Origin of the sequence: Nocardiopsis codii, assembly GCF_036327455.1 — a bacterium.
Lineage (GTDB): Bacteria > Actinomycetota > Actinomycetes > Streptosporangiales > Streptosporangiaceae > Nocardiopsis > Nocardiopsis codii.
This window is the reverse complement of record NZ_JAUZMY010000048.1, coordinates 1-12,072: the sequence shown is the minus strand read 5'-3', so window position 1 is coordinate 12,072 and position 12,072 is coordinate 1. Positions and strand designations below refer to the sequence as shown.

Genomic DNA, 12,072 nt, shown 5'->3' with positions numbered 1-12,072 from the left:
CTGTGGTTCGCTCTGCGGTGTTCATCACACATATTATCGATAATGAGGGCGATAATGAAGGACGGACCTCCCGGGCTCCGGGGCAACCTCACCAACTACGGGGACAGCGGGTTCGCGCTCTTCCTGAGGAAGGCGTTCATCAAGGGCAGCGGGTACACCGACGACGCCCTGGACCGCACCGTCGTGGGCATCGTGGACACGGGCAGCGGGTTCAACCCCTGCCACGGCAACATGCCCCAGCTCATCGAGGCCGTGAAGCGGGGGGTCATGCTCGCGGGCGGCCTGCCGGTGGAGTTCCCCACCATCTCCGTGCACGAGGCGTTCTCCCAGCCCACGAGCATGTTCCTGCGCAACCTGATGTCGATGGACACCGAGGAGATGATCCGCGCGCTCCCGGTCGACGCCGTCGTCCTCATCGGTGGCTGCGACAAGACCGTGCCCGCCCAGCTCATGGGCGCGGCCTCGGCCGGCAAACCCGCCATCCAGCTCGTCACCGGGTCGATGCTGACCGGCTCGCACCGCGGCGTCCGGGTCGGCGCGTGCACCGACTGCCGGGCCTTCTGGGGTCGCTACCGGGCCGAGGAGGTCGACGACGAGGAGATCACCGAGGTCAACGGGCGGCTGGTGGGCAGTGTGGGCACGTGCTCGGTCGCGGGCACTGCCAGCACCATGGCGTGCGTGGCCGAAGCCCTCGGCGTCTCCCTCCCGGGCAGCGCGACCCCTCCCGCCGTCACCGCCGACCGCACGCGCTTCGCCGAGATGACCGGCACACGAGCGGTGGAGATGGCCCACGAGGGCCTGACCGTCGACAGAATCCTCACACGGGGCGCGTTCGAGAACGCCCTGCGCGTGCTCCTCGCCCTGGGCGGCTCCACCAACGGCCTGGTGCACCTGGCCGCCGTGGCGGGCCGGCTCGGCTACTCCCTGGACCTGGACCGGTTCGACGCCATGAGCAGGGAGACCCCGGTCCTGGTCGACCTCAAGCCCGCCGGCGACCACTACATGGAGGACCTCCACCGCGCGGGGGGCGTCCCCAGGCTCCTGCAGGAACTGCGCGACCTGCTCAACACCGACGAGCTCACGGTCACCGGCCGCACCCTCGGCGAAGAGCTCGACAGGGCAGCGGCGCCCTTCCCACAGGAGGTCATCCGCGCCCGCACCGCCCCCGTCTACCCCGCCGGGGGCATCGCGGTCCTGCGCGGCAACCTCGCCCCCAACGGCGCGATCATCAAGCAGGCCGCCGCCGACCCCGGCCTCATGGAGCACCAGGGGCGCGCGGTCGTCTTCGAGGACTCCGAGGACCTCGCGCGCCGCATCGACGACGAGGACCTGGACGTGACCCCCGAGGACGTGCTGGTCCTGCGCGGCATCGGCCCGATCGGCGCCCCCGGCATGCCGGAGGCCGGGTACATCCCCATCCCCCGAAAGCTGGCCCGTCGGGGAGTCAAGGACATGGTCCGCGTCTCCGACGGCCGCATGTCCGGGACGGCGGCGGGCACGATCGTCCTCCATGTCTCGCCGGAGTCCGCGGCCGGAGGGCCGCTCGCCCTCGTCCGCGACGGCGACACCATCCGTCTGAGCGTCGAGGAGCGCCTCATCCACCTCGACGTGACCGAGGACGAACTGGCCGCACGCGCACAGGAGGCCCCGCGTGCCGAAGCCGCGCCCCGACCGGGGCGCGGGTACCGGAAGCTGTACGTCGACAACGTCAACCAGGCCGAGTACGGGTGCGACTTCGACTTCCTGAGATCGGAGACCGATCGGGGAGCCGTCCCCGGCGCCCCCACGGGTCCAGGGGCCGGCGGCGGAGGAGCACATGTCTGAGACAGCCTGGATTCTGACAGCCTCGGTCCTGGCCGTGGTGTTCCTGCTCCTGCTCATCATCAGGTTCAGGTTCCAGCCGTTCGTCGCCCTGCTGATCGCCGCGATCGCCTTCGGCCTGGCCACCGGTACCGCCCCGCTCAGCCTCGTCGAGCAGATCGTCGACCGTATGGGCGGGGCACTGGGCCAGGTGGCCCTGATCATCGGGCTCGGCGCCATCTTCGGCGAGGTACTGCAACGGGCGGGGGCCGCCGAGCGCCTGGCCACGACCCTGGTGGACAGGGTCTCCGACCGCTACCTCGCCTGGGCCCTGGGCCTGGCCGGGTTCCTCGTCTCGATCGCCGTCTTCATCGACGTCGCGATCGTCATCCTCGTCCCCCTGCTCTACGCGATCGCGCGGCGCACGGGCCGGTCACTGCTGTACTACGGCATCCCCCTGTGCGCGGGGCTGAGCGTCACCCACACCTTCATCCCGCCCACCCCGGGGCCCATCGCCACGGCGGGCATCCTGGGGGCGGACCTCGGCCTCGTCATCGTCTACGGCGTCGTCTGCGGCCTGCCTGCGATGGCGGTGGCGGGACCGCTCTTCGGGCGGTTCATCGCGAAGCGGATCTTCGTCCCCGTCCCCGCGGACGCCGTCAGCGTCACCGCGGGGTCCGGGTCCGCGGAGGGCCCGCGGAAGCGGACCGGTTCCGGAGAGGGCACCACGGCCTCCGGCGGTGCGGAGGACGGTGCGGCCGATCCGCTGCCGAGCTTCGGTTCCGTCCTCGGCGCACTCCTGCTCCCGCTGGCCCTGATCCTGGGCGGAACCACCAGCGGTCTCCTGCTCCCCGAGGGCAGCCCGGCCGCCACCGTCCTCGGATTCGTCGGCCACCCGGTGATCGCGCTGCTGGTCACCTGCCTCTACACCCTGTGGTTCTTTGGTGTGCGGAAGGGGCGCTCCGGTAAGGAGCTCCAGGAGATGGCGACCAAGGCCCTGGCGCCCGCGGGCGTGATCATCCTGATCACCGGCGCGGGCGGCGTGTTCGGCGGCCTGCTGGTCGACTCCGGCCTCGGTGAGGTGCTGGCCGCCGGGATGCAGCGGATCAACATGCCGATCGTGCTCTTCGGCTTCCTCGCGGCGGCGGTCATCCGTCTCTCGCAGGGGTCCGGGACAGTCGCCATGATCACCGGCGCGACGCTGACGGCGCCTCTCCTGGAGACGATCGGGGCGAGCCCGTCGCTCGCGGCTCTGACCTGTATCGCCATCGCGTGCGGTGGAACGGCGTTCTCCCATGTGAACGACTCGGGCTTCTGGATGGCCAACCGCTATCTCGGGATGTCGGTCGGCGACACCCTCAGGTCGTGGACGGTGATGAAGACACTGGTGGGGTTCACGGGCCTGGCCGTGGTGCTGGTCCTGACCCTGTTCGTCACCTGATCGGCCGGTCCGGTGGGGGAGCGCCCCGAGCGCTCGTCCACCGGACCGCTGACCGGGAAGATCCTCGAGCGGAGGGGGATGGGGCTCCGTGACCGCACCGCGTGCCTACGCCGGGGTTTCGGGCGCCTCCTGCGCGTCCTTGTCGTAGGCGTCGCGGAACGCCTCCACGCGGCGGCGCCGCCGCGGGGCAAGGAAGGGAGTCGCGATCGCCAACCCCACCATGACGGCGGCCAGCCCCAGGAGCACGACGACGAGGGGGGAGACTCCGTCCAGCAGGAGGCGGTCGACGCCCTGGAAGGTGTTGAGGAGGGCCACCGACAAGAACAGGACGAGGGCGGCGGCCGTCGACCTGTTGCCCAGTTCCTGCTCGACGACGATCCGCCCCAGCCGGTTGGTCTCCGGGTCCGGGCCGAGCCTGCCCTCCCGGACGAGCCGCCACGACTCCGCGAGCTTGGCGGGGTCGGCGTCCGGAGGGAAGCGCGTGTACCCGGCCACGGGATCGGTGCGCCCGGCTGCTCCGGCGGGCGCCGACGTCATGGTCGACACGGCCACGAGGACCGCGCACAGCACCAGCAGGATCAGGCCGAGGGTGGCGCCCAACCGCCACGGGCCGCCCGCGGTGTCGAACGCCGTGAGCGCGGTCGAGCTCATGAGGAGGAACAGGAAGCCCAAGGTGCGGCGGGTGAACGCGCGGGGATGGTTGTCGCGGTAGATCTGCAGTCGCGCGAACCACAGGAGGCTCGGTGGACGGGGGTTCGACGGGTGGGGGTCGCCCTGGGGGATCATATCCGCAATGTACCCCTGTGCGGCCCGTCGGCCGGCCGCCGCGGGGAGAACGTGCGCTCGGACCTGCCGACACGGACGGGGGCACGGGGAGTTCACCCCGTGCCCCCGTCCCGGCGGAGGACCGGTCAGGCCACCGGTGCCTCGGCGCGCGTCCGCCCGGCTCCGTCCCCGCTCTCGCCGGAGGGACCGCGCGGGGCGACGATGCCCTGCTCGATCGCCATGTCGCGCAGCAGCGGGTGCGTGGTCCACAGTGTCGGAAGCATGATCAGGCCCACGGGGACCGCGGTCACCACGATGAAGGACTGCAACGCCTGGATGCCGCCGTCCCCCACCAGGAGCAGGGCGACCGCCGCCAGACCCATGCCCACGCACCAGAACGCGCGGACCAGCCCCGACGGCTCGCCCTCGTGCATGCTGGAGACCGAGATGGAGTAGGACATCGAGTCGAGCGTGGAAGCCAGGAAGATCAGTGCCACGAGCACCATGAGCACGCCCAGGGCCCCCGTCAGCGGAAGCTCCTGCAGGATGGCCAACGCCGCGGCGGGCAGGCCGTCCTCGGCGTAGGGGCCCGTGATCGCCCCGGGGGTGCGCTGCTCCAGCCAGATGCCGGTCCCGCCCAGCGCGGTGAACCAGGCCATGGTCACCACCGACGGCACCACCGTCGCGCCGACGTAGATGTCGCGCACGGTACGGCCCCGCGAGATGCGGGCGAAGAAGACCGCCATCATGGGCCCGAAGCCCAGGAACCAGCCGAAGAAGAACAGCGTCCAGTACCCGAGCCACTGCTCGTCGCCCCGGTACAGGGCCATCGGCAGGAACTCCTGCGCGTGCACGACGCTCGCCTGCACGAACAGGTCCAGGACGAAGGGCAGGGAGGACATGCCGACGATGGCGGCGATGAGGGCCAGGGCCGCCCACACATTGCCCCGGCTCAGCAGCCGGATGCCCTTGTGCAGGCCGCTCAGCACCGACACCGCGGACACGGCGGTCAGGCCCAGGATGGTCAGCGCCTGGACGGGATAGGTGTTGGGCACCCCGAACAGTTCGCTGCAGATGTAGGAGATCTGGAGGCCCAGGAAGCCGATGGGCCCCACGGTCCCGGCGACCACGGCGAGCACGCAGCTGATGTCGACGACCGCGCCGATCCAGTGCGTGCGCACCCGCTCGCCCATGAGCGGCCACAGCAGGGTGCGCGGGCGCAGGGGCATGCCCTTCTCGACCCCGCGCATCATGACCAGGGTGGCCAGCGCGCCGCCCACCGCCCAGCCGATGAAGCCCCAGTGGACGAAGCTCTGCGCCATCGCGTAGGCCGCGCCCTCGGTCCCGCCCGACAGGTCGGCGTACTGCGGGGGCGGGGAGGCGTAGTGGGCGATGGGCTCGGCCGCCGCCCAGAACACCCCTCCCGCGGCCAGCAGGGTGGTGATGATCATCGCGATCCAGGAGAACCTGCCGAACTCGGGCGAGGAGGTTCCGCCCATGCGGACCCTGCCGTAGCGGGAGAAGGCCAGGACGGTCATCACGACGAAGGTGGCCAGCATCAAAAGCTGCCAGTAGGCGCCGAACCAGCGCGCGGACCAGACGAAGGCCGCGTCCACGGCGGCTCCCACCACACCGGGGGAGATCAGCGACGCGGAGACGAAGACGGTCATGAAGACGCTGGTCACGCCCATGACCCAGGGGTCGGTACGTCTGCCTCGCGCGGACGCGCGTGAGCGCAGAGTGGAGAACATGGAGTAGAGGAAGCCCCTCGAATGGAAGCACCGGCCGGGACACGCCGCGGCCGGCATCTGAAGGCCCATGCCCTGTGCGCGCGGCGGACGCCGGGAACGACCGCCCGGTCTCTCAGCTGGCGCATAAGGTGCTGCATGGGACGGGCGGGAGTCGAACGCGGCCCCGCCGGGCAGCCGACGGGTGCGGACGGGAGGGGGACGAGGGGGAGTGTCCCCGGTCCCGCGCAGGCCCGCGCGACGGCGACCACCCACATTACCGCAGGCACGGGTAGCCGCTGGTGTGAGCGTCAACACTGTTGACGGAGGCCCGCGGGGCAGGGGAGGGTGCCTCGGCGCCCCACGCCGACCTGGACGGCGGCGTCAGCGGCCGTTCCAGCGCGGTGGCCGCTTCTCCACGAACGCCCGAGCGCCCTCCCGTGCGTCCTCGCTGCGCATCCGCCGCTCCTCCCAGTGGAACCGGGTGGAGAACGCCTCCTCCACGGACAGGTGCGCGGAACGCGCCACCGCCTCCTTGACCGACCGTGTCGACAGCGGTGCGCTGGCCAGGAGGTCCGCCACCCATCCGTCCACGCACGCGTCCAGCTCCGTGTCCGGGACGACCTCGTTGACCAGACCCAGCTCGCCCGCGCGTACCGCCGTCATCTCCCGCCCCGTGAGCAGGTGGCCCATCGCCACCCGCGAGGGGATCTGCCGCGTCAACCGGAACACCCCGCCCGCCCCCGGGACCAGCCCCAGGCGTGCCTCGGGAAGGGAGAACCGGGCGCTCTCGGCGGCCACGATGATGTCGCACGCCAACGCGAGCTCGAACCCGCCGCCCACGGCGTACCCCTGTACCCGCGCGACCACGGGCACGGGGAACGCGTGGCGCTCCGTCAGCCGGGGCCAGCCCGGCAGGCCGCGGCTGCCGAAGGTGGTCGACTCCCGGCCCTCCGAGTCCAGCCGTGCACGTTCCTTCAGGTCCTGGCCCACGCAGAAGGCCCGCTCACCCGCGCCCGCGAGCACGACCACCCGCACGTCCCGGTCCGCCTCGATGCGGTCCCAGATGCGGGCGAGCTCCTCGTGCGTGCGCAGGTCCATCGCGTTGAGCACCTCGGGCCTGTTCAACGTCACCCGCGCCACGTGCCCGTCCCTGTCGTAGCGGACCCGGGGCGCCCCGGCCCCGCCCACCCCGCTCATCCCTGCCCGCCGGACTCGTCCGCGCGCGCACGGGTCGTGAACCGGCCGGTCTTGTGGAGCACGTCCTCGCTGTACAGGCGCAGGGCCTGCTGGAGGGCGAACTCCGCCATGTACTCCCGGAACGGCTCGGGCGGGTGCTCGGCCAGCTGCAGCATCCGCCTGTTCGTGACGACGGCGGGAGAGTCCAAACGCTCGACCGCCTCCTCCACCGCGGCGTCCACCCCGTCCGGCTCCACCACCGTGTCGAACAGGTGCGACGCGTCCGCCTCCGACGCCCACACGCGCCGCCCCCAGAGGATGACCTCCCGGGACACCCGCGGCCCCGCCACCCGGCCGAGCCGCAGGTTGGCCGCACCGGGCACGATGCCCTCCTGTGCGGCGGGCAGGCTGACATAGGCGTCCCGGCCGGCGATCAGCCGGTCGAAGGCCAGCAGCAGCTGTGCCCCGCCCCCGATGGCGAACGTGTCGACCGCCCCCACCCAGGGCTTCTGGACCGTCCGGGGCCGCCACGACTCCCCGCCCCCCGGGTCCACACCGCGGATGATCTTGTTGATGTACCCCAGCTCGCGCCCCAGCAGGAAGCCGACCAGCGAGATACCGCCCCGGTGCAGTTCCTTGAGGTTGATCCCCGCGCTGAAGACCCGCCGCCCCCGGTACCGCGGATGCGTCATCGTCCCGCCCCGCACGACGCCGACGCCCACACCGGGGTCCAGCAGCGCCAGGTCCACAGCGGTCTCCATCGCCGCCACCTGGGCGTCGTCCTCGGCGTTGAGCCGGTCCGGGGCGCACATCGTCACGTGGGCGGCCCGCCCGACCCGTTCGATCCGCACGGGGCCGAGGTCGACCGTGCCCGTCCTGCGGAACTCCGGCAGCAGGTCGGTCCCCGCCCGGGTGGGCCGCAGCATCGACTCGATCAGGTGCCGCCCGGTCCGCGGCGAGCCGAGCACCGCACGCACGAACAACCCCTGGTCGATCTCGGCGCCCTCCTTGTCCGCCTGCATGCGCGTGGACTCCGCATCCATCAGCTCGCGGGACGGGAGCAGCCCGGGGAAGCGCAGTGTCGCGTCCCCGACCAGCCGGTCCAGGCGCAGACGGCGCGTTCCCGCGCCGGTCAGCTCGTCGTACACCTGCTCGGTGTGCCGGGCCAGGAAACGGTGGCGCAGTGTGCGCACCGCGTCCTTGGCCTCCGCCGCCGACACCCGTTCCTCCTGTGTCCGCTCCGCCGGAGGCGGACCCGCCAGCAGCGCCTCCTCCAGCTGTTTCGCGGCACCGTCGAGCACGTGCGCCGCCTCGGGCAGGCGCGAGGGCAGCGGCAGGGCGCAGATCTCGTTCAGGGCCCTCACGGTCGAGGGCGTGTGCGGTCCCATACGGGGTCCCTTCCGGGGTCGGTGGCGGTCAGGGCCTGGGGGTGTCCGAGGAGGTCCGCGCCGGGGGCCTGCCCCTGCGCACGATCGAGCAGAGCGCGGACAGCCCCGTCTGCTGGGCGCGCATCCCCGCAGCGAACCGGGCGTGCACGCCGAGCGTGGACATGATGGCCGCCACGTGGCGGTGGTAGGTGCGCACCGAGACGTTGAGGTCCCGGGCGGCGACCTCGTCCTTGGTCCCCGCGCTCAGGTGGGCCATTACCTCCACCCGCATCGGGTTGTCCAGGATGTCCAGCACGTCCCGCAGCTCCTCCAGGGCCGCCGACCGGTACCACTGGGAGAACTGCCAGCGCAGCATGTGGTCGACCTTGTGCGGGGAGCGGAACACCCGTACCCGCCTGGTGCCGTCGATGTCCTTGACCGTGACCACCCCCACCGTGGTGCCCAGCGTGATCATGTCGGGCATCACCTCCTGGCAGGTGCGCACCCTGACCCCGTCCTCGGTGAGCCCCGTCAGGGCCCGCCGGTTCGCGGGAACGGCCAGGGTCGCGTGTGCCGCTGTGAGCGTGAGGTTGGTGGCCGGGGTGTCCTGACCGCGCCGGAGCAGGCGCATGACGGCGACGGCCTCGGCCAGTGAGTCGGGCGACGCGCAGATCCGTACCGGCGGAGCAGGGACACCGTTGGCACGGGCCTCGGCCACGACGAACTCGGGCAGCCCCATCGAGACGACCTCGGCCGGGTCCGCCGACTCCGCGTCCAGTAACGACACCGACAACGGGTCGAAGGCGGCCTCGGGGGTGAGGAGGGAGTGGGATCCGTCGAATCCCAGGGGAGGCGTCGCCGGGGACCCCGTCGCTGGAGGGCGCATGTCTGTTCCGGTCGCGTTCGGCTGCTCCTCGGGCGCCGAGCGCGCCTCAGGCGTCCACGGCACCGTCGGCCCCCCGGCGCAGTTCCCGGTCGCATGCCGCCAGGTGCCGGCCGAGCGCCTCGTCGAAGGTGGTCGCGGACGCCTCGGCGAGCAGCTGCCTGCGCACCGCGAACTCACGCGAGGACCTGGAACGCAGCGTCTGCGCGACCTGCGCCGCCACCTCCTCCGCACGGGCGTCCACCTCGTCGACCAGCCCCAGCTCCCCGGCCCGCTCCACCCGGATCGGCAGGCCCAGCAGCGCGTAGCGGCGGGCCGCCCCGGCCCCGGCCTGGTGGAGGAACCGGTACAGGGACATGCCGGGCCAGGTCGTCCCCGGGCCCCCCACGGGAACCAGGAGGCTCTCCGGGACCGCGACCCGGTAGTCGGTCGCCAACAGCACCTCCAGCGCCGGCCCTCCGCACTCGCCCCCGACCACCGCCACGGTGACCGCTCCCATGCGCTCCATCCGTCTGAGCGCCCGCTCCCATTTGTTGACCAGGTGCACCGTCGCGCCGGCGAACGCGTCCGACCCGGGACGGCCGGACAGGCGCACGATCCCCACCGCCCCGGGGCCGGCGTCCTCGCATGTGTCGCAGAAGGCTTCCAGCGCCGCGACGGTTTCGGTGGTCAGGGGCAGGGAGCCGTCGACGGCGAGTTCCGGGACGGTCGTCTTCTCGGGGACGGTCGTGGTCACGGTCATGGGGGTCTCCGTTCTCAGGGGGTGGGTAGGGGGTGTCACCACTGGCACAGCGCGGTCTCGATGGTCGAACCCGGGCCCATGGTCATCAGGACCCCGAAGTCTCCGGGAGCGGCGAAACCCTCCTCGACGAAGCGCTCGTAGGAGAACAGGAACGATCCGCTGGAGAGGTTGCCGTAGTCCCGCAGGACGCTGACGGTGTGCCGGACGTCGTAACTGCTCAGGCCCAGGTTGACCATGACCGAGTCGATGACCTTCTTGCCGCCCGAGTGCACCAGCCAGTGCCTGATGTCGCTGCGCCTGAGCCCGGTGCCGGCCAGCAGGCGGTCGACGACCCGCTCTGCGTGGGCGCCCACCACGTAGGGCACGTTCGGGTCCAGGTAGAAGCTGAACTTCCCCTGGTCGTCGTCCCAGTCGTAACGCATGGCGGGAAGGGCGTCGACGATGATCTGGCTGGAGAACCGCAGCAGCCGGGGACCGGGGGAGGTGTGGCCGGGGCCCGCGGTGACGGCCACCGCGGCCGCCCCGTCGCCGAAGAGGCTGTTGACGACGGCCGTGCGCATCGTCCCGTCGAAGACGTAGGCGGCGGAGCAGGCCTCCACGCACACCATGACCGCCAGTTGCCCCGGGTGCGCGCGGGCCCAGCCGGCGACGGCGTTCATCGCGTTCAGCCCCGCGTTGCAGCCCATCCCCACCACGTCCAGGCGACTGCAGCTCTCCGGGATGCCCAGCTCCCTGATCAGCAGGGCGCTGAAACCCGGGGTGAGGAAGCCGGTCGTGGTCACACAGCACAGGTAGCCGATGTCGGAGATGTCGGCACTGCTCTGCTTCAGGCACTCCTGGAGGGCACGCGCCCCCATGTCGATGCCCTGTGCCCGGTGCTTCTGGAGCAGTGCGCCCTGCTCCTCCATCACGCGGGTGCCGTCGGGTGCCCTCGGGGGGAGGGTGAGGTGACGGCGCTGGATGGCGCTGTTGAGGAAGACCGACCTCACCTTGGGGTCCTGGATGCGGAAGATCTCCAGGAGTTCCTTCTGGGTGTAGGAGTCCGGGGGCACGGCGGTTCCGACGCTGAGGATCGAGGCCGACGACCGTGCCGCCTCCGCTGTGGCCCCAGGTCGTGGGGCGGGGGCGGTGTGGGTGAACATGGGGGATTCCTTCCTACCGGGCGACTGGGGGAGGGGTGTTTCAGCTCTGCGGGATCGCCGCCCGCGTGGACGCGCGGACGATCCGGGAGCGGATCAGGGGGCCCAGGGACCCCAGCGCCTGGGCGGAGAGCATCGTGAAGTGCCCGGCGTCGACGGGCCGCACGTCCGGCTCGGGGCCGAGCAGGCCTCTCCAGCTCTCGGACGCAGTGGCCCCATCGGCCGTCGCCTCGATGAGGACCGTCGGGACCGCCGACCCCCGGGAGGTGTGCGAGTCCAGTGCGGCGGCGTTGTGGCGGGAGACGAGGAAGAGCCGTTCCAGGGCCTCGTCGGGCAGGGAGAGCAGCGCGCTGCCGCGCTCCTTCAGGGCCGCACGGGCGTCGGTGGCGGTCGGGTGCTCGTGTCCGTCGCGGAGCGGGACGTCGACTCCGTCGAGGGCGGCGGCGAACACCCGGCGGGCGTCGGCTGCCAGGGCGCGAAGCCCGGCGCCGCCCGCGTGGGAGTCGAGCAGGACCAACTGCCGCGGTGGCGCGTCGAGGGCTGCCGCGGCGACCGCCATGTGCTGGGCGACGGTTCCCCCGAACGACCAGCCGACGAGGACCGCTGGGCCGCCCTGGCTGAGCTTGTTCACCTGCTCGGCGTAGTGGGAGGCGAGCGCGGGCACCGTCATCGGGGCCGCGCCGTGTCCGGCGGACAGGCGGGGATCGTTGAAGGCGTGGACGGGGTGACCCGGCGGGAGGTACCGCAAAAGGCCCGTGTAGCACCAGCTCAGCCCGTTGGCGGGAGGGACGAGGAAGATCGGTGGCAGGTCACCGTGCGCACGGTAGGTGAGGACCACCCCTAGGTCGTCGGCGCTGTCGGAGCTGCCGCCGGTGGTCCCGAACGTGCTGCTGAGACCGGCCACGGTGGGGTTTTCGAAGAGGGTGCGGACTCTGGTGTGTAGGCCCAGGGTGGTGTGGATGCGTGCGATGAGTTGGGTGGCCAGGAGGGAGTGGCCGCCCAGGGTGAAGAAGTCGTCGTTGATGCCGA

The 12,072-nt window shown here is 71.9% G+C and carries 10 protein-coding genes; 2 read left to right on the top strand and 8 right to left on the bottom strand.

Features of this window, described 5'->3' with window-relative positions; genetic code table 11:
* The first annotated feature begins 54 nt into the window (after positions 1-54).
* Both Q8791_RS29570 and Q8791_RS29565 read left to right on the top strand, forming a co-directional pair.
* The gene (locus Q8791_RS29570) at positions 55-1,824 is read left to right on the top strand and encodes an IlvD/Edd family dehydratase (protein ID WP_330095139.1); all 1,770 of its coding nucleotides are present in this window, start codon (positions 55-57) and stop codon (positions 1,822-1,824) included.
* Positions 1,817-3,241 carry a GntP family permease gene (locus tag Q8791_RS29565; protein WP_330095138.1) on the top strand — a complete coding sequence of 475 codons (1,425 nt, stop codon included), beginning with the start codon at positions 1,817-1,819 and terminating at the stop codon, positions 3,239-3,241. Before Q8791_RS29570 ends, Q8791_RS29565 begins: the two co-directional genes overlap by 8 nt.
* Positions 3,242-3,346: 105 nt before the next feature.
* On the opposite strand, the gene Q8791_RS29560 is transcribed toward Q8791_RS29565, so the two are convergent.
* From Q8791_RS29560 to Q8791_RS29525, 8 genes are all read right to left on the bottom strand, one after another.
* On the bottom strand, positions 3,347-4,027 hold the full coding sequence (locus Q8791_RS29560) for a hypothetical protein (RefSeq protein WP_330095137.1): 681 nt from the start codon (positions 4,025-4,027) through the stop codon (positions 3,347-3,349).
* A gap of 125 nt (positions 4,028-4,152) precedes the next feature.
* Positions 4,153-5,757, bottom strand: coding sequence for a BCCT family transporter (locus Q8791_RS29555; RefSeq protein WP_330095136.1), 1,605 nt, complete (start codon positions 5,755-5,757; stop codon positions 4,153-4,155).
* 360 nt (positions 5,758-6,117) lie between these two features.
* Complete coding sequence (gene dpgD / locus Q8791_RS29550) at positions 6,118-6,933, bottom strand: enoyl-CoA-hydratase DpgD (protein WP_330095135.1); 816 nt, start codon at positions 6,931-6,933, stop codon at positions 6,118-6,120.
* Positions 6,930-8,300: a (3,5-dihydroxyphenyl)acetyl-CoA 1,2-dioxygenase DpgC gene (gene dpgC, locus Q8791_RS29545; RefSeq protein ID WP_330095134.1), complete on the bottom strand. Its 1,371-nt coding sequence runs from the start codon at positions 8,298-8,300 to the stop codon at positions 6,930-6,932. The genes dpgD and dpgC overlap by 4 nt, the downstream gene beginning before the upstream one ends.
* Positions 8,301-8,328: 28 nt before the next feature.
* A complete protein-coding gene (locus Q8791_RS29540; protein ID WP_330095133.1) occupies positions 8,329-9,165 on the bottom strand; it encodes a helix-turn-helix transcriptional regulator in 837 nt (278 codons plus the stop codon).
* Between the two features lie 46 nt (positions 9,166-9,211).
* Positions 9,212-9,904 (bottom strand): enoyl-CoA-hydratase DpgB, encoded by a 693-nt coding sequence (gene dpgB / locus Q8791_RS29535; protein WP_330095132.1) that lies wholly within the window; start codon positions 9,902-9,904, stop codon positions 9,212-9,214.
* Positions 9,905-9,939: 35 nt separating this feature from the next.
* Positions 9,940-11,046: a 3,5-dihydroxyphenylacetyl-CoA synthase DpgA gene (gene dpgA, locus Q8791_RS29530; RefSeq protein WP_330095131.1), complete on the bottom strand. Its 1,107-nt coding sequence runs from the start codon at positions 11,044-11,046 to the stop codon at positions 9,940-9,942.
* Positions 11,047-11,086: 40 nt separating this feature from the next.
* The coding region (locus Q8791_RS29525; RefSeq protein WP_330095130.1) for an alpha/beta fold hydrolase at positions 11,087-12,072 on the bottom strand (986 nt) is incomplete at its 5' end.

Coding starts and splice junctions, on each gene's coding strand:
- Q8791_RS29570 (WP_330095139.1), top strand. CDS start 55: ATGAAGGACGGACCTCCCGGGCTCCGGGGCAACCTCACCAACTACGGG.
- Q8791_RS29565 (WP_330095138.1), top strand. CDS start 1,817: ATGTCTGAGACAGCCTGGATTCTGACAGCCTCGGTCCTGGCCGTGGTG.
- Q8791_RS29560 (WP_330095137.1), bottom strand. CDS start 4,027: ATGATCCCCCAGGGCGACCCCCACCCGTCGAACCCCCGTCCACCGAGC.
- Q8791_RS29555 (WP_330095136.1), bottom strand. CDS start 5,757: ATGTTCTCCACTCTGCGCTCACGCGCGTCCGCGCGAGGCAGACGTACC.
- dpgD (WP_330095135.1), bottom strand. CDS start 6,933: ATGAGCGGGGTGGGCGGGGCCGGGGCGCCCCGGGTCCGCTACGACAGG.
- dpgC (WP_330095134.1), bottom strand. CDS start 8,300: ATGGGACCGCACACGCCCTCGACCGTGAGGGCCCTGAACGAGATCTGC.
- Q8791_RS29540 (WP_330095133.1), bottom strand. CDS start 9,165: ATGCGCCCTCCAGCGACGGGGTCCCCGGCGACGCCTCCCCTGGGATTC.
- dpgB (WP_330095132.1), bottom strand. CDS start 9,904: ATGACCGTGACCACGACCGTCCCCGAGAAGACGACCGTCCCGGAACTC.
- dpgA (WP_330095131.1), bottom strand. CDS start 11,046: ATGTTCACCCACACCGCCCCCGCCCCACGACCTGGGGCCACAGCGGAG.